At 64.3% G+C, this 16,711-nt stretch carries 13 protein-coding genes; 7 read left to right on the top strand and 6 right to left on the bottom strand.

The genetic code is table 11. The annotated features are described in order from the left end of the window. The first annotated feature begins 19 nt into the window (after positions 1–19). Positions 20–607, top strand: a complete 588-nt coding sequence (locus tag CDPAHKCJ_RS09795; RefSeq protein WP_166019650.1) for a type 1 glutamine amidotransferase domain-containing protein — start codon at positions 20–22, stop codon at positions 605–607. Between the two features lie 375 nt (positions 608–982). Continuing rightward, positions 983–1,420, top strand: a complete 438-nt coding sequence (locus CDPAHKCJ_RS09790; protein WP_166019649.1) for a hypothetical protein — start codon at positions 983–985, stop codon at positions 1,418–1,420. A gap of 132 nt (positions 1,421–1,552) precedes the next feature. Here CDPAHKCJ_RS09790 and CDPAHKCJ_RS09785 read toward each other — a convergent pair whose 3' ends face one another. After that, positions 1,553–3,019, bottom strand: a complete 1,467-nt coding sequence (locus CDPAHKCJ_RS09785) for an aminoacyl-histidine dipeptidase (protein WP_166019648.1) — start codon at positions 3,017–3,019, stop codon at positions 1,553–1,555. Between the two features lie 304 nt (positions 3,020–3,323). Next, the gene (locus CDPAHKCJ_RS09780) at positions 3,324–5,669 is read right to left on the bottom strand and encodes a GNAT family N-acetyltransferase (RefSeq protein ID WP_166019647.1); all 2,346 of its coding nucleotides are present in this window, start codon (positions 5,667–5,669) and stop codon (positions 3,324–3,326) included. A 291-nt stretch (positions 5,670–5,960) separates the two neighbouring features. Here CDPAHKCJ_RS09780 and CDPAHKCJ_RS09775 point away from each other — a divergent pair, with 291 nt between their 5' ends. The 4 genes from CDPAHKCJ_RS09775 to CDPAHKCJ_RS09760 all read left to right on the top strand — a co-directional run bounded on the left by CDPAHKCJ_RS09775 (position 5,961) and on the right by CDPAHKCJ_RS09760 (position 9,576). Beyond that, positions 5,961–6,521: an iron transporter gene (locus CDPAHKCJ_RS09775; RefSeq protein WP_166019646.1), complete on the top strand. Its 561-nt coding sequence runs from the start codon at positions 5,961–5,963 to the stop codon at positions 6,519–6,521. Between the two features lie 177 nt (positions 6,522–6,698). Continuing rightward, the gene (locus CDPAHKCJ_RS09770; RefSeq protein ID WP_166019645.1) at positions 6,699–7,088 is read left to right on the top strand and encodes a cupredoxin domain-containing protein; all 390 of its coding nucleotides are present in this window, start codon (positions 6,699–6,701) and stop codon (positions 7,086–7,088) included. Positions 7,089–7,165: 77 nt separating this feature from the next. Continuing rightward, entirely contained in the window at positions 7,166–8,026 is an 861-nt protein-coding gene (locus CDPAHKCJ_RS09765; protein ID WP_166019644.1) for an FTR1 family protein, read from the top strand. A 41-nt stretch (positions 8,027–8,067) separates the two neighbouring features. Beyond that, positions 8,068–9,576, top strand: coding sequence for a 4Fe-4S binding protein (locus CDPAHKCJ_RS09760; protein WP_166019643.1), 1,509 nt, complete (start codon positions 8,068–8,070; stop codon positions 9,574–9,576). 83 nt (positions 9,577–9,659) lie between these two features. Here CDPAHKCJ_RS09760 and CDPAHKCJ_RS09755 read toward each other — a convergent pair whose 3' ends face one another. Both CDPAHKCJ_RS09755 and CDPAHKCJ_RS09750 read right to left on the bottom strand, forming a co-directional pair. Then, complete coding sequence (locus CDPAHKCJ_RS09755) at positions 9,660–11,234, bottom strand: DHA2 family efflux MFS transporter permease subunit (protein ID WP_166019642.1); 1,575 nt, start codon at positions 11,232–11,234, stop codon at positions 9,660–9,662. Positions 11,235–11,236: 2 nt separating this feature from the next. Beyond that, positions 11,237–12,379: an HlyD family secretion protein gene (locus CDPAHKCJ_RS09750; protein WP_166019641.1), complete on the bottom strand. Its 1,143-nt coding sequence runs from the start codon at positions 12,377–12,379 to the stop codon at positions 11,237–11,239. 245 nt (positions 12,380–12,624) lie between these two features. Between CDPAHKCJ_RS09750 and CDPAHKCJ_RS09745 the strand changes: the two genes are divergently transcribed. Further along, positions 12,625–13,302, top strand: coding sequence for a TetR/AcrR family transcriptional regulator (locus CDPAHKCJ_RS09745; protein ID WP_166019640.1), 678 nt, complete (start codon positions 12,625–12,627; stop codon positions 13,300–13,302). Between the two features lie 194 nt (positions 13,303–13,496). Here the strand turns inward: CDPAHKCJ_RS09745 and CDPAHKCJ_RS09740 are convergent, their stop codons facing one another. Then, positions 13,497–15,131: a sigma 54-interacting transcriptional regulator gene (locus tag CDPAHKCJ_RS09740; RefSeq protein ID WP_166019639.1), complete on the bottom strand. Its 1,635-nt coding sequence runs from the start codon at positions 15,129–15,131 to the stop codon at positions 13,497–13,499. A gap of 65 nt (positions 15,132–15,196) precedes the next feature. Then, entirely contained in the window at positions 15,197–16,654 is a 1,458-nt protein-coding gene (locus CDPAHKCJ_RS09735; protein WP_166019638.1) for a hypothetical protein, read from the bottom strand. Between the last annotated feature and the right edge of the window lie 57 nt (positions 16,655–16,711).

Below are 16,711 nucleotides of genomic sequence, written 5' to 3'. Positions count from 1 at the left end.
GCACGGAAAGGAGATTTGCATGACACAGCAGACCGATCAGCAGACACGTCAACAACTGCAAGGTAAGCGCGTGGCCATTCTCGCGACCCATGGCTTCGAGGAATCCGAGCTCGCGGTGCCGCGCGCCGCACTGCAGGAGGCGGGCGTGGAGGTACACATCGTCTCGCCGGAGAAAGACGGCATTCGCGCCTGGGCCGAAACCGACTGGGGCGAGAAGTATCAGGTCGACACCCCGCTCAGCGATGCCAGCGAGCACGACTATCACGGCCTGGTGCTACCGGGTGGCCTGTTCAATCCGGACACCCTGCGCCAGGACGAGACCGCACTGAACTTCGTGCGCAGCTTCTTCCAGGCCCACAAGCCTGTGGCCGCCATCTGTCACGCGCCGTGGATCCTGATCGATGCCGGCGTCGTCGAAGGTCGTCAGATGACCTCCTTCCCCTCCATTGCACAGGACCTGAAGAACGCCGGTGCCGAGTGGCAGGACAGTGAAGTGGTATGTGACAGCGCGCTGGTCACCAGCCGCAAGCCAGCAGACCTTGATGCGTTCAATGCCAAGCTGCTCGAGGAGCTTGCCGAAGGCAAGCACCAGCATCAGCACGCCTGAGGCCGCAAGCCAGAGAGCCGCAAGTTCTGAAGCTTGAACAGACAGACGCCCCTGCCACTCCGGCAGGGGCGTTTTCGTTGCCCCAAGGGCGCAATCCGGTGCCTCGGCGGCAGAAGTGAAGTGTCCTCGCAGCACTGGCTGTATCCCTCACGCCCGAGGATCGTGAACCACTCTGCAGTCGTGCGCCGGATAACCTCATTGCGAGCAACCACTTACGCCATAGGCAACGCAATCTGGACAACTCGGCTCAACAACAGCACGCCAAGCGACTCACGGAGACATTAGCGAACGCCTTTCGTAAAAGGCGCCGCGACACGATATTCTGACGACAAGGATCCTCTTGGGTGACTGACCGACCATACGGGAGACCGCCCCATGCATATCTCGACCTTGACCACAGCCCTTCACTCTCCGTTGCCTTCCCTGTTGGCCTCCCTGCTGCTGGGACTGACGCTGATGCTCGCCACGCCGACGCTGGTCGCCGCAGATGATCGCCATCGCGCGCAGGGCCAGCACAGCGAGCGTCACAGCACGCCGCAGAGTCGCCACGAGGCGATCAAGCGCCGCCATCTCAGGATGTTCGACGAGCCGCGCGTGGAGCGCCATCACTCGCGCCAGCATTCTCGTCAGCACTTTCGTCAAGATATCCGCCGCCATGTCCCCAAGCGCCGCTACCATCAGCATGGGCGTCTTGAGCACGACCGCTACCGCCCGTACTACTACCAAAACCATGACTCCGGTCGGCATGGCATACGCCGCTACCATGACGGCGTGAGCATCGGCATCCCGGCGATCCGCATCAATATCAACTGAAGCCTCGCACTCTCATCAGGCCAGGCCAGCGCCTGATGCCCAGAGATGACGACACGCAGACGAACGACGCCCCCGCAGGCTGACCTGCGGGGGCGTCGTTCGTCTGCGTGACGAGTCTTGCCTGAGCGTTGCTCAAGCGGCCTTGGCAGGCTCGGCGAGTTCCGTGATCAGTCCCTTGAGCACCTGCCAGAATTCACCGACCGACTCGACCTCGACCCGCTCGCTGGGCGAGTGGGCGCCGCGAATCAGCGGCCCGAAGGAGATCATCTCGAGCTGGGGATACTTGGCCCCCAGAATGCCGCACTCGAGCCCGGCATGGATGACCTTGATCTCCGGCGCGCGACCAGTGACGCGCTCGTGCAGGCTGCAGAAGCGCGCCAGCAGAAGCGCATCCGGCGCCGGCTGCCAGCCCGGATAGGCATTCTCGGCCACGGTGGTCGCGCCGATCAGCGCAAAGAGCCCACGGATGCGTTGCTCCATCATGGTCACGGCATCATCGCGCAGCGAACGCACCAGCGCGCAGAGATGGAAGCGCCCCTCGCGCAGCTGCACCACGCCGAGGTTGTTGGAGGTTTCCACCACGCCTTCCACCGCCGCGCTCATGCGCTCGACTCCGTAGGGCGCGGCATCCAGCACCGCGACCAGCCGCTGGGTGTCCTCCACGGACAGCGCATTCTCGGCATTGCCACGGGTCACGCTGAGCGAGACATCCGGGTCCGTCTCGCGCAGCTCGTCGCGAATCTGGGCTTCGAAGTCCTCGAGGCGCTGGCGTGCGGCGGCGACGCGCTCGTCATAGATCACCACACCGACCGTGGCCTCACGCGGCAAGGCATTGCGCAGTGTACCGCCAGACCAGCTGACCAGACGCGGCTTGAACTCGGCCAGCGCGACCAGCGCGCGTGACATCAGGCGATTGGCATTGCCGCGCCCACGATGGATATCGAGCCCGGAATGGCCGCCGACCAGGCCACCGATGGTCAGCTCCAGCTCCGCTTCGGCATCCTTCAGAGAAGAGGTGGCAAACTCGTGGGCGACATTGATGTCCGCGCCACCGGCACAGCCGATATAGACCTGCCCGCGGTCTTCCGAATCCAGATTGAGCAGGTAGCGCCCTTCCAGCCAGTTCTCGGCCAGATTCAGCGCGCCGCCCATCGAGGTTTCCTCCTCGAGGGTGAACAGCGCTTCCAGCGGGCCGTGCACGAGGCTATCGTCTTCGAGTACCGCCAGCGCCGCCGCGACGCCGAGACCGTTGTCGGCCCCCAGAGTGGTGCCGCGCGCCTTGAGCCAGCCGTCTTCCAAATAGGTATCGAGGGAATCACGGATGAAGTCGTGATCACTGTCGCTGGCCGCCTGGGCGACCATGTCGAGATGGCCCTGCAGCACGATGCCCGGTGCGCTCTCGTGGCCGGGCGTGGCGGGCTTGCGCAGGCGCAGGTTGCCGAAAGCGTCACGATCATGCGCGAGACCACGCGCTTCGGCCCAGTCGATCAGATAGGCCACCAGCGCGGCTTCATGCCCGGACGGGCGCGGGATATTGCACAGAGTGCGGAAATGACGCCAGAGGATGGCGGGGTCCAACGTATCGATATGCTCATTCATGGCGAAGATTCCTGTTCTTGTCATCAATGAGCATACGGAACAGCGGACGGGCGTGGCTAGTGGTTGTCGACACCTATCGATCAGCGACTTCGAATATGCAAGGATGACAATCACGACCCTGCTGACAGATGCATGCCATTCCCCACCTTCATCGGAGCCTTTATGCCTCGTCGACTACTGCTGCTGACCGCCATCTCCGCCACTGCTGGCCTGCTGATGCTGAGTGGCTGCTCGCCGATTCCTGACATGCCCGGCCCGATCGGCATTCCGGGCCTCTGAGCAGCCCCCGGCCGCGCTGGCCTTGTCATTCGCGCTTTTCGATCAGGCGCCCAGCGGCCGCACGGCACCAGCGATCGCGCGCCTTGCGGCCCACGAGGCCCTGCCCCTCGGCCCAGCTGACGAAGGCAGGCGCATCCTGTCCGCCCAGTGCCAGCACCAGCCCGTGACGTGACGCCTCATCGAGTCGTGAAGACTCACAGGCCTCGAGTGCTGTCTCGAGCCACGGCCGTACCAGCGCCAGCCCCCCGCCACCACGGCGATACCAGTCCAGTCGCTGCGTGCATGCGGCTGGCGTCAGCGTGGCCAGGCCAGCCTCACATCCTCGCTGCCGCAGCCTGTCGGCCAAGAGGGGCGGCAAGCCGTGCAGCTCATGCTTGAGCAGGCTGGGCAGCAGGCGCTGGAAGTCCTGCTGCAGCGCGCCGAGCAAGGCATCCTGTGCAAACTTCCCGCGCGGCGCTGATTGACCACTCCCGCTCTCGCCGATGGCCTTGCCCATCATCACCGCGTGCTCGCCACTGGCGGCATCGCGCTTGAGGCCCATGCGTAGCGGCACGAAGCCCTGCGCCAGCCAGAAGGCGACCAGATCGGCCTCGGCCCCGAAGCTGGTGCCGAGTCGCGTGACGCCTGCCGCCAGCGCCTGCTGCTCGAGCGCCTGGAGCAAGCGCGCTCCCTGACCACGCCGCCACAGTGCAGGATGCACCGCAATACGCAGTACCCGCCACCAGCGGGCTTCGGCGGCGCCCTGGTGACCTGCATGCGCTGCCAGCGACTGTGCCAGCAGGTGCCCGCGCGGACGCCGCTTGCCGCACCAGATGTCATGCGCCAGGGGCGTCGGGAAGCCGCCCTCCTCGACGGCGGCCACCACCCCCAGCCAGGCATCACTCCCAGTCGTGGCATCACGCTGACGAATCGCCATCAACGTGAGCCCCGGTGTATCGAGCAGCTGGCGCAGGTCCGCCGGTGTGGTGCGGTAATGCGCCTGCACCAGCAGGCCGAACAGCTGCCGCAACGCCGCCTCGTCACGCGCCAGAGAGTCACGCTGCAACAGGACGACCTCACTGCGGGCTAACCACGGTTCGATGGACTGCCTGGCGGTATCCGCCAGCGCGCCAAGCTCAGGCGGCTGCGCCGAGAGCAGCAGCAGGTCATCGGTCAACGTCTCCAGCGGATCGCCGGGCGCCCAGCGCACGGGCGTCGTCATCTCCAGCGCCTGCCAGCCGGGACACTGGCGCTCGAGATGATGACGAAACCGCAGCTGGAAGCCGCGCCCGGTGCCTTCGTAGCCATGCACGGTGGTGGCGAAGGCGATGCGCGGAAAATGCACCAGATAGCCCTTCAGCAATGGCGTGGGAATGGCGGCGGCTTCATCGACGAACAGCCGCGGCAGCGTCGCATCGTGGCAGGCGAGGCGAGCTGCCTCGATGGCATCTGGCGCCAGAAAGCGCAGTTCGCTGCCAGAAGCCGTGCCGTCCTCCGCCTGCCCAGCCGGCAAGCGAAAGACATTGCCCTCGCGCTGCCCACGGGGCAGCAGGACCGCCAGGCGTTCGAAGACCGCGCTGACCGCCGCAGGGCGTGGCGCCGTCAGCCAGACATCCTCCCCCGCCGCCAGACAGCGCGCCGCCGCGATGCCCAGCGCGCCACTCTTGCCACGCCCGCGATCGGCACTGATCACCACAGGCCGCGCAGGCGCCAATGCCTCCAGCGCAGCCACGCTGGCGGCCTGGTCCTGCGTCAGGCAGTCGCGGTCGGCGATGGCGCCTGATCGCGCCGCCTGATTGCCGCTATCCAGCGACGGCGACGGCGCCGGCAAGGTTCCGCCCTGCGGCCAGTGCAGCACACTGGCATGCGACGTCAGTCGACGTGCCAGCCGCGCCAGATAGCGCGTCGTCAGCTGCTGCCGCTCGAAGGGCCAATGGGCCAGACGCGCATGATCGCCATCCGGTACTGGCGCAGGGTCTGCCGCGGCCCAGGCGGCAGGCGTCATCAGTACCAGCAGGCCACCCGCCTGCAGGGTACCGGCCACGGCGCCGAAGGCATCCGGGTCGAAGCCAGACGCCGGCTGCGCCGCATCGAAGATGACCAGTGCCTGCTCACCCCCCAGCTGGGTGGCGGCCTTGGCCATCGCCAACGCACGTATGGGCGTCGCGCCCGGTGTCGACAAGGCTTCTCCTGTCCCCAGCCACAACGGGGCAGGCTCATGCGACGGCCAGCGCTCACAGATCGCCTGCGCGGCGCCAGAGGGGTCATCGCCACTGATCCACAGACAGGCACGCTGACGGCGCGCGAGCAGATGTTGATGCAGCGTTCGGCACCACGCCTCGAGGCCGGGCAGATCAATGCGAGAAGATGAATCTGAAGGAGGAGTCGTCATGTCGCGCAGCATGCCGCATGGCAGCGCGCCAGACCAGATGACCCGACCAGATGGCGCGAGAAAGTCGCGAGGCAGTCGTGAGCCAGTCGCGAGGTAGTTGCAAGAAAACCGCGATCTGCTCGGCGCCCCCGCCAGGTCAGCCCCCCTACCCCTGTTACTTGAGAAAATACTCATACTCATACAACGTCCCGTTGCAAGATGAGCAACGCAAGCGGCGCAGGGATGAGAATGGTTATATTTAGGCTTATCGGGATAATGAAGCTCCACTTCCCATCATTGCGAGTCCCCCCGATGCCACAGCGTCACTCCTTCACCACTGCTCTGCCCCGCGCGCTCAAGCCTTCCCTGCTCGCCCTGAGCCTGGCGGCAACGTTCGTGGCGGGCCAGGCCTCGGCACTGGAATACCCGATCGGCACACCGGTCAAGGAAGGCGGCATGGAAATCGCTGCGGTCTACCTGCAGCCGGTGGTGATGGCTCCGGCCGGCAAGCTGCCTGCCAACCAGGCCGATATCCACCTGGAAGCCGATATCCACGCGCTGATGGAAAACGACAACGGCTTCGCGCCGGGCGACTGGATCCCCTATCTCGGCATTCACTACACCCTGACCAAGCAGGGTGGCGAGGCGCCGATCGAAGGCGAGCTGGTACCGATGATCGCCAATGACGGCACCCACTACGGCAAGAACGTCAAGCTGGATGGCCCGGGCAAGTACCACCTGACCTTCGAGATCCAGCATCCGGACATGCCGCGTCATATCGACAAGGAAACCGGCGTCGCCGAGTGGCCGCAGACCATCACCACCGACTACGACTTCGTCTATGCCGGTGTCGGCAAGAAAGGCGGCTACTGAGCGCCGCTCTGCCCTTGCTGCATGACCCTGAATATCTGCATCCCGTGAGGCGGCCATTGCCGCTTGCTCCTTCGATGGCCGCCTGTGCTGACCTGCACTCGCGGCCATTGGTCGCTCTACCACCAGCGCCTTGTGCTGGTGTCAGTGTGCGCTTTTCCTCATCGTCCGGAGTGTCCCATGCGCCTGACCTCTCACTTGCCCTCCCTCTTGCCCTCTCGCCTGCCCCATCGAGCAAGCGCCCTGCTGCCCGCGCTCGCCCTGTTGCTCGTGGCCCTGCTGCCTCGGCCGGCGGCCGCCAGCGACATGCCGTCCTACGACCTGACCCTCGACAACGGCAAGCTCATCCCTGAGGTCCTTGAGGTGAAGGCGGGCGAGAAATTCGTCATCCAGTTGCATAACGCGGGCAATACGCCGGCCGAATTCGAGAGCAACTCCCTGCGCAAGGAGAAGGTGCTGGCGCCGGGCGTGAAGTCGTTCGTCGTCATTCATCCGCTGCGCGCGGGGAGCTATGACTTCTTCGATGATTTCCACCTGCCGGACGCGCGTGGCAAGGTCGTCGCCGAATAAGCTCGGCACACCCTGTGCCAATGACACCTTTTTCGTCATCGATGGCGCGCACCGAACGTCAGTAGAAGAGAGTCCGCATGTTTGATCAGATCCTGTTTATCGTCTGGCGTGAAAGCGTCGAAGCCATTCTCGTCATCGGCATCATGCACGCCTGGCTGGTGCAGTCCGGCACCCGCGCGGGCCTGCGCTACCTGTGGGGCGGGGTCGTCGCCGGCCTGGTGCTGGCCGGCCTGATGGGGGCGGCGCTGATGGGTGCCAACACCTGGCTGACCGGTACCGCGCAGGAGGTCTTCCAGGCCGTACTGGTGCTGACCGCCTGTCTGTTGATCACCCAGATGGTGCTGTGGATGCGCACCAAGGGCCGCACGCTCAAGGCAGAGCTGGAGAGCGGACTGGCCAGCGCCGTCTCCTCCGGCAGCTACTGGGGTGTGGCGACGCTGGTCGCCATCGCCGTGGCGCGTGAAGGCGCGGAAACCGTCGTCTTCCTCTACGGCATGGGCGCCGCCAGCCTGCAATCCGGCGGCATCGCCAGCTTCTCGCTCGCTGCGGGCCTCGGCTTCGCCCTCGCGGTGGCGACCTTCATGGCGCTGCAGCTCGGTTCACGCCTGTTCTCGTGGAAGCTGTTCTTCCGCGTGACCGAAATCCTTTTGTTGTTGCTGGCGGCGTCACTGCTGATGTCGGGCCTCGAGCAGCTGATCGGCCTCGGCTATCTACCGGCAGGCCTCGACCCGCTGTGGGATTCCAGCTGGCTGCTCGATGATGGCAGCGGCCTCGGCGGACTGCTGGCGACCTTCGCCGGCTATCGCGCCTGGCCTGCCACGACGATGGTGATCGGCTATCTGGGCTACTGGGTCATCGTCGCAAGCCTCATGAAGCGTCAACGCAAGATGGAGCGCGTGGTCCAGCGCCGCCAGCTCACTGCCCGCGCGCGCAGCTGAGTCCTGTTCACGCGATCTGCCAGCCAGGAGAGACGACAGCCATGGCCAATTGCGGTTCCAGCCCCCACGGCGACATCGCCAACCTCATCGCCAGTGATGGCGGCACCTCGCCTGGCCGTCAAGCCACACGCATCGCGCGCTTCGGTCAGGCAATGCAGCAGCGGCGTGGCCTGATCCAGCTGGTGCAATGGCTGGTGGTCGGCATCTATGCCTTTCTGCTGGTGGTGCCGGCCCTGTTGCCGCTGCCGGATTACCAGGCGCATATCCTCACCAACCTGACGGTGTTCGCCGAGTTCGTGTTCTGGGGGCTATGGTGGCCCTTCGTGCTGATCAGCATGGTGCTGATGGGTCGCGTGTGGTGCGGTGTCTTCTGCCCCGAAGGCACCCTGACCGAAGCCGCCAGCCGCATCGGCCTCGGACGACCGATTCCCGGCTGGATGCGCTGGGGCGGCTGGCCCTTCGTGGCCTTCCTCGGCACCACGCTCTATGGCCAGCTGGCCAGCGTCTATCAGTACCCGCTGGGCGCACTGGTGGTACTGGGCGGCTCGACGGTGGCCGCGATCGTGGTCGGGCTGATCTACGGCAAGGGCACCCGCGTCTGGTGCCGTCAGCTGTGTCCGGTGAATGGCGTCTTCAATCTGCTGGCGCGCCTGTCACCGACCCACTTCCGTACCGACCAGGCGCGATGGAACGCCCACAATCAGGCTGTCCGCCAGGGCAACGCGGTACGCATGCACGCCCCTGACTGCGCACCGCTGATTCCGCTCAAGCAGCTCGACAGTGCCGGTGACTGCCATGTCTGTGGACGCTGCAGCGGCTACAAGGACGCGATGCAGCTGGAGTGGCGTGCGCCGGGGGTGGAACTGGTCGAGCCGCCGCAGCCGGTGCGCTTCACCCACTACTCGGTGCTGGTGTTCGGCCTGCTCGGCATCGCCATCGGTGCCTTCAGCTGGAGCGCCAGCCCGTGGTTCGTCGCCCTCAAGCAGCAACTGGCGGTCTGGCTGATCGAGCACGATCTGATGTGGCCGCTGACCACCACGCTGCCGACATGGATCCTGACCAACTATCCCGAGCACAACGATGTCTTCAATCTGCTCGATGGCAGCCTGATCACGCTGTGGATCGTGGTCGGTGGCGGTCTGCTGGGCGCGCTCACCAGCCTGCCGCTGCTGCTGGGCAACTGGCTGATGGGTGGCAAGGCGACGCTGTCACGCCTGTGGCATCTCTCGCTGAGCCTGATTCCGCTGGGCGGGCTGGGCGTGTTCCTCGGCCTCTCCGCCACCACCATGACGCTGCTGCGCGGTGACGGCATCAACCTCACCTGGGCCAATGATCTGCGCGCCACCCTGCTGGCGCTGGCCTGCCTGTGGGGCCTGCGGCTGGCCTGGCGCATCACCGGTGAGCAGCATAGTGGCGAGCAGCACAGTAGCGAGCAGCGCAACGGCGGCCTGCTCGCCGGCAACGCCTCACGGCTGATCGGCACCGCGAGTGTCGCGCTGGCATGCCTGCCCGCGCTGGGCATCTGGTACCTGATGTTCTGGGGCTGGTGAGACGCTGTCACCCGCATGCTGAAACGACAAGACCCGCCATCAAGGCGGGTCTTGTCGTTGGTCGGTGCGACTGTGACGCCACACTAGTGAGCCCCGCCTTCGTTACTGCCCTCACTCTCCGGCCGACGGAAGGCGATCACCACGACACTGCCCACCACATAGACCGCGCCCAGCCACAGGAAGATATTGTCGAAGGCCAGCACCTCGGCCTGGAGGCTGATGCGCTGGGCGATCATCTGCACACCGGCCTGCCACGGATCAGCCAGCCCCGCGAAGGTCGACTGATAGCTTGCCAGCTGATCGATCACCACCTGGCGGCTCTGGTCGATGGCCCCGATCATCTGGTTCCAGTGATAGTCCTCACGCAGCTCGCGGATGGTGTCGATCAGCGCCAGTCCCACCGCGCCGCCCAGGTTGCGCATCACGTTGAACAGGCCACTGCCGTTGCCTATCTCATGGGGCGCCAGACGTCCCATCGCCAGCCGGGAGACCGACAGCAGCACCATGATCTGGCCCGCGCCGCGGATCACCTGCGGCCAGAAGAAGTCATCGAAGCCCGAGTCCGAGGTCAGGTGCACGTTCATGCCGGTGCCTAGACCGGTCAGCACCAGGCCGATGCACAGCATCAGGCGCAGGTCGATGCGGTCGGAAAGCTTGCCCGCCACCGGCGCCATCAGGAACATCACCACGCCGCTGACGAACATCACCTGCCCGATCTGCACGCTGGAGAAGCCGGAAATCGAGCCGAGAAACAGCGGCACCAGATAGACCAGCCCATAGAGCACCACGCCGATCCAGAAGCCGATGATAGCCCCCAGCGCGAAGTTGCGGTCCCTGAACACCCGCAGGTCGACGATGGGATTCGCGGTCGTCAGCACGCGCCAGAAGAAGCCGACCGCCGCGATGGCACATACCACACTCCAGAACAGGATCAGCGAACTGGCGAACCAGTCATCGCCGGGCCCCTCCTCGAGCACGAATTCGAGGCTGCCGAGAAAGACCGCCATCAGCGCCAGGCCCGGCGTATCCAGACGGCTGAGCAGGCCGCGGTCGCCGCTGTCGATCTCCAGATTGCGCCACACCAGCGCCGCCACGATGATGCCCGGCACCAGATTGACCAGAAACAGCCAATGCCAGCTCATGTATTCGGTGATGTAGCCGCCGACGGAGGGCCCGATGGAGGGCGCCATGGTCGCCACCAGGCCGATGACTGCCTGGATGCTGCCCATCATGCGGCGCGGGAAGATCGAGAAACTGGCCGCCTGGGTCAGCGGAATCATCGCCCCGCCCATGAAGCCCTGGACCGCACGCAGCACGATCAGGGCTTCCAGCGAGGTCGAGAGCGCACAGCCTAGACTCGCCAGCGTGAAGCCCAGCGCCGAGACGGTCAGCACCAGCCGCGTCGAGAAGATGCGCGCCAGCATGCCGGACAGCGGAATCATCACGATCTCGGCGATCAGATAGCTGGTCTGCACCCAGGAGATCTGGTCCTGACTGGCGGCCAGGCCCGCCTGCAGCTCATTGAGCGAGCTGGACACGATCTGGATATCCAGAATCGCCATGAACATGCCGAACACCGCGGCCACGAAGCCGATCTGCTGGCGGCGTGTCGGCATGTCACTGGCGGCGCCCGCTGGTGCCTGCGTTGCTTCGGCCATGCTTACTGTGCTCCGCGATCAGCGCCAGCGACCTGTGCGACATCGGGCGCGATGACGTCGTCGGCGATGGTATCCCTGGAGAGGGCATCGACGGCATAGGTACCGGTGTCCGGCAGTTCACGCGTATCGACGCTGGGGATGACCGACAGGCCAGCGCGTAGACGCGGCAACGCATCCTCAGGGCCGGTCAGGCGAATGCGCACCGGTACACGCTGGACGATCTTGTTGAAGTTGCCGGTGGCATTGTCCGTCGGCAGCAGGCTGAACTCGGTACCGGTCGCCGGCGCCAGGCTATCCACCACGCCCTCAAACTCGATGTCCGGGTAGGCATCCACCTCGAGACTGACCGGCTGGCCGACGCGCATGCGCTCGGTCTGGGTTTCCTTGTAGTTGGCCACCACATAGGCACTTTTCACCGGCACCAGCTGCATCAGGGTCAACGACGCGCTGGCCATGGTGCCCACCTCGACACTGCGATTGCCGACCACGCCGTCCTGAGGCGCGTAGATCGAGGTCTTCTCCAACTGGTGGCGCGCGTAGGCAAGATCCGCCGCCGCTGACACCACCTGGGCACGCGCCGACTCCAGCTGCGCCTTGTAGACTTCCAGCTGCTGACGCGCGGACGCCAGTGCCGCGTTCTGCTGCGCCACCTTGGCGTCGGCGGTGCGCAGGGTGACCTGATCATCCTCATAGGACTGACGCGAGGCGTAGCTGCGGCTCTCCAGACTTCTGGAGCGCTTGAGATGCAGCGCCGCCTGATCGCGTTCAGCCTTGGCCGAGGCCAGCGCGGCCTTGGCCTCGTCGATCTTCGCGTCTTGCAGGTCCAGCTGACGCTCGGCCTGGACTTCCCCGGTACGCGCGTTGTCCAGCGCGGCACTGGCCTGATCCAGATTGGCCCTGGCATCTTCTTCATCCAGCTGCACCAGCAACTGCCCCTTCTTCACCGGCTGGTTGTCATGCACCAGCATGCGCGTCACCCGCGCGGTGATCTCGGAGCGCACCGCGACGCTGTCGGTACGCACATAGGCGTTGTCGGTTTCCTGCATGAAGCGCCCGACCTGCCACCATTCGGCTCCCATCACTCCGCCAGCGATCACGCCCGCCACCACGATGAGTGCCACGACACCCTTGCCTGCCTTGTTCATTCGGCGACTCTCTCTTGCTGCCTGTCGGTGACAGGCGTGTAATCTGTCTGACGCTGCGGATGAGGCGGCCACGGCTTTTGCGAGCGCTCGGGCCGCGGCTGTCATCTTGCATCGCCACAAAGTGTAATGAATACTACACTTCATTGAGGCAGCCCCAACAGTTTCGGCAGACAGCGTCTCTCGTTCGCAATATCGCAACCTTGCCTGTTTCAGGCGGTTTTCCGAATCACAGACAGGACACTCACATGACTGATTCACCCTCATCAGAGACCGGCCCTGACTCGGGAAGCACCGCGACTCGCGCCTCACCGCGCGGGGAGGCACGCCGCAAACGCCAGCTGGAAGTCGCGCGCGAACATTTCCTCGAACATGGCTTTGCCGCGACCAGCATCAATGAGATCGCCCGTCAGGCCGGCGGGTCCCTGGCAACGCTGTATCGTAATTTCGGCAACAAGGACGGCCTGTTTCTGGCCGTGATGCAGCAGGAAGCGCAGACGGTGTGGTCGGTGATGGACCACGAAGCCAACGAGGCACGCAGCGTCGAGGAAGCGCTGGAAGACTTCGGCATGGCGATGCTGGCGCTGGCCCTCGCGCCCGAACTGATCCGCCTGTTCCGTGGCCTCGCCTTCGAGAGCGGCCGCAATCCAGAGCTCGGCAAGCTGTTCCTCGACAACGGTCCCAAGCTGACCCGACAGCGCCTGGCAGGCTATCTGTCGCGTCAGGTCGCCCAGGGCCACCTGCCGTCCACCGGCCTCGGCCAGGAACCACTGGCCGCCGCCAACCTGCTTACCGGCATGCTGCTCAACCCGCTGCATGTCGACGCCCTGCTCGGCTGCCCACCCGACACCGCAAGTCCCGAACAACTCCGCCCCCATGTCAGGCGCTGCGTGCGCGTCTTCATCGCGGGTTTCGGGGCAAGTTAGAGAGCTGGCAGGTTTCGGTGCCAGTTAGAAAGCTTGCTGACTTCGGGGGCAGTTAGAGAGCTGGGAGGTTTTGGTGCCTGAGGGACAAGCTGTGAAAGGAAAGCGGGTACACGCTCATCTAGGGAGGATTGAAGAGGCGAAAAGCGAGGGTCGAGGGTCGAGGATGAGTAAAGGCCCGAACAGCTCTGCCGGCTTCAGGGCGTGTGAGTGAACTTCTGCATCTTCTTGACCAGCGTCGACTGGTTGATCCCCAGCGATGCCGCCGCAGCACGAGTGGTGCGATGCTTCTTCAGGGCTTGCTCGATCAAGCGCCGCTCCAGAGCTTCGGTATGTTCCTTCAGCGTGCACTCCGATGAACCATCCCCCGGGGCGGTTATCGCGCCGAGCATCATCGAATCATCCCACCCTGAACTGGCATGCGCCGCAAGATACTCTGCCGGCAGGACATCGGATGTGATCACCTCGCTGGTGGTGGTCACCACGAGGCGCTCCACCAGATTGATCAACTCACGAATATTACCGGGCCATGCATGGCTGCCCAGTAGCTCGAGCACTTCAGGGTCAAGGCGCCGGGCCAGTGCATGACGTTGACAGAAATGGCGGAGGTAATGATGCAGCAGCGGGATCACTTCGCTGCGCCGCTCACGCAATGGTGGCAGCGTGATGGGCACGACACTCAGGCGATAGTAGAGGTCTTCCCGGAAGCGCCCCTCCTTCACCCGAGCAGCCAAATCATGATGTGAGGCGGTCAGCAGACGGACGTTGGTGCGGCGAAGCTCTGTCCCGCCGACAGGCATGAAACGCTGCTCTTCGACGACCTTCAACAACTTGGCCTGCAATGAAAGCGGCAGATCACCGATCTCATCCAGGAAGAGCGTGCCACCATTGGCGACGTCCAGAAGCCCCTGCTTGCCACGTGCGTTTGCACCGGTGAACGCGCCAGGCGCATAGCCGAACAACTCGGCTTCCAGCAGCCCTTCCGGCAAGGCAGCACAGTTGAGCTCAAGGAATACCCCCTCGGCACGCGTGCTGTGCTCGTGAAGATAGCGGGCCAGCAGCGTCTTGCCCGTTCCCGTCTCGCCCTGAATCAACACCTTCACATCAGTGGCAGCCACGCGTTCCGCCAACGCGAAACAGTCGGCGGTAGCGTCACTAGTCACCAGCTCCAGCGACTGTTCATCCGTCCCGGAGCTGACGCTGTAGGTATCATGCAGGGAGTGCAGTTGGCGCAACTGCTCCTGCGCATGCTTGGCGCGCAGCAGCTCGGTGATATCGCGCACGCTGGTAACCACATGGCTCAATGTGCCGTCGTGGGCCAGCATCGGGAGACCGCTGACCAATATCTTGCGGCCATCGCGCAGACTCTGCACGAGGGTGACGGGCTTGCCGTCACGGATGACCTCCAATGACACCGACTTGGAGATATACCCCCGGCGCACCAGCTCCTGCATGTGATGCCCCAGCACGTCACTGCGCTTGAGCCCGGTAATACGCTCATAGGCCTGATTGATGGCGACGGTCACGCCACGCCCATCGGTGATATAGACACCGTCATGCAGGGCATCCAGCAAACGCTGGGTCGGTACCTGAGCCAGCAGATCAGACGCCGGATCCGCGCTAACCTCCGTGGCATTCTTCCCGGTTGAGCTGCCCCGCTGATTTGAGAGCGCGAGGCGTTCCTTGAGTTCCGCGGCGGACTCCACCTCCTGACGCGTCAAGACACCGATAACCTCACCACGTGTATCGATGACCTTGACGGCCTCCAGTGACTGGCGCTCCAGCAACGCCAGCGCTGCTTCAAGCCTGAGATCCTGCTCCACGTTCTGCATTGACGACTCCCCCGGCAGAAACCCCCGCGCGCTCAGGCGGCGGGGGGACATGGGGTCACGATACGTCAATGCGAGGACGTCGGGGAGTCTGTCGAAGCGGCACCTGTCGAGGACAGGCTTGCTGTCTTGCTGTCGGCCGGCGCGATATCTGACTTGCCGATATCACGACTGAAGGTCTCATCGATCTCGCCGGAGAAGAAGCGCTTGCCGTAGATCAGCAGACACAGCGCAATGCCGATCCCGAAGGCCCAGGCAGCCCCCTTGATGACCAGTACGGCGGCGATCACCCCGGCAATGCCCAAGTCGCGCTGGCTACGCGCTTCCAGAATGCCCAAGCGCACGCTGACATAGCCCTGGATCAACAGCGTCAGTGCCAATGCTATCCCCAGGATGGGCTGGACCAGACTGACGATGGGCAACAGCAGCAGACCGGTGTTGGTGCCCCAGCGGAATGAGCCCGAGCCACCGAACAGCGAATGCATCGCCTGCTTGCCTTCCTTGTAGCGTTCGACCACTACCACCTGCATGGCAGCCCACAGCGGGCCACACATGGTGACGTCCGGGCCGAAGAGACTCATCAGTGTATTGCGCCCGCCGAAGATCATGTGTGCACGGTTGGCATCGTAGTCGATCTTCTCGTCGGGACGGGACTCATCAGCTTCCTCGACCAGTGCCTTGGACTGCAGAACATCGCCGAACAGCACGATATAGGCAGCCAGCACGGTCGGCAGCGCCGTCAGGAACATCGACAGCGGCGGCAAGCCGACACCGAAGACAGTGTACTGGCTGAACATGGTCACGAAATCAGGTTGGCTGAAGCCCCACTGCACATCAGGCCATGCGGCCTCGCCCACCAGCGGAGCGACGACGATCGCCAGCAGGATGATCGGGAAGATGCCCAGCTTGCCGAGATTGCTCCAGAAAGGATTCGTGGTCTTCAGCTTGGCGAAATGACGCGAGAAGATGATGTAGAAAGCCAGACCTACCGCGATGCTGATGGTGATGGGATAGGTGTCGAAACGCCCGCCTTCCTTGAAGACCACGCTGATTGCGGCCAACCCCGCGCCCATGATGATGCCAGCCTTGATCGCCGAGGGGATCATGTTGACCACCTTGCTGGCCAGCCCCGTTCGCCCGAGCACGATGGCCAGTATCCCGAGCATCAGCTGGAAGGCAATCAAGGCATGCACCCGCGTCTCCCCCTCCGGGAAGGTCGCCACATAGGCCATCAACAGTGGAATGGCCGGCGTGATCCAGCCGGGAATAACAGGGTCGCCCAGCAGGTGGTGAACCAGATACAGCAGACCATTGAGCATCACGATGGCCAGTGCGGCCTCGAACGGCATGCCCAGGAGCTCCGTCATCAACGGGATGGCGGCGAGATCCACCGCGCACATCAACAGCCCTTGCAGGTAGTCGGGCAGCTCGAAACGGTAGTGCAGGAAGGGAAGACGAATTTTGAAGGGCCCCAACGCGAAGTAGGGGCTTTCCTCACCGGGCTGGCGGGTTTTCCAGTGGCTCATGATGGCGTTCCTGTTGTTATCGTTATTCATCTTCACCTGTGGTGGAGATGCTGTTCA

Source organism: Cobetia sp. MB87 (assembly GCF_011319755.1).
Taxonomy (GTDB): Bacteria; Pseudomonadota; Gammaproteobacteria; order Pseudomonadales; family Halomonadaceae; genus Cobetia.
This window is presented reverse-complemented; position numbering and strand designations above follow the sequence as displayed.

Coding starts and splice junctions, on each gene's coding strand:
- CDPAHKCJ_RS09795 (WP_166019650.1), top strand. CDS start 20: ATGACACAGCAGACCGATCAGCAGACACGTCAACAACTGCAAGGTAAG.
- CDPAHKCJ_RS09790 (WP_166019649.1), top strand. CDS start 983: ATGCATATCTCGACCTTGACCACAGCCCTTCACTCTCCGTTGCCTTCC.
- CDPAHKCJ_RS09785 (WP_166019648.1), bottom strand. CDS start 3,019: ATGAATGAGCATATCGATACGTTGGACCCCGCCATCCTCTGGCGTCAT.
- CDPAHKCJ_RS09780 (WP_166019647.1), bottom strand. CDS start 5,669: ATGACGACTCCTCCTTCAGATTCATCTTCTCGCATTGATCTGCCCGGC.
- CDPAHKCJ_RS09775 (WP_166019646.1), top strand. CDS start 5,961: ATGCCACAGCGTCACTCCTTCACCACTGCTCTGCCCCGCGCGCTCAAG.
- CDPAHKCJ_RS09770 (WP_166019645.1), top strand. CDS start 6,699: ATGCGCCTGACCTCTCACTTGCCCTCCCTCTTGCCCTCTCGCCTGCCC.
- CDPAHKCJ_RS09765 (WP_166019644.1), top strand. CDS start 7,166: ATGTTTGATCAGATCCTGTTTATCGTCTGGCGTGAAAGCGTCGAAGCC.
- CDPAHKCJ_RS09760 (WP_166019643.1), top strand. CDS start 8,068: ATGGCCAATTGCGGTTCCAGCCCCCACGGCGACATCGCCAACCTCATC.
- CDPAHKCJ_RS09755 (WP_166019642.1), bottom strand. CDS start 11,234: ATGGCCGAAGCAACGCAGGCACCAGCGGGCGCCGCCAGTGACATGCCG.
- CDPAHKCJ_RS09750 (WP_166019641.1), bottom strand. CDS start 12,379: ATGAACAAGGCAGGCAAGGGTGTCGTGGCACTCATCGTGGTGGCGGGC.
- CDPAHKCJ_RS09745 (WP_166019640.1), top strand. CDS start 12,625: ATGACTGATTCACCCTCATCAGAGACCGGCCCTGACTCGGGAAGCACC.
- CDPAHKCJ_RS09740 (WP_166019639.1), bottom strand. CDS start 15,131: ATGCAGAACGTGGAGCAGGATCTCAGGCTTGAAGCAGCGCTGGCGTTG.
- CDPAHKCJ_RS09735 (WP_166019638.1), bottom strand. CDS start 16,654: ATGAGCCACTGGAAAACCCGCCAGCCCGGTGAGGAAAGCCCCTACTTC.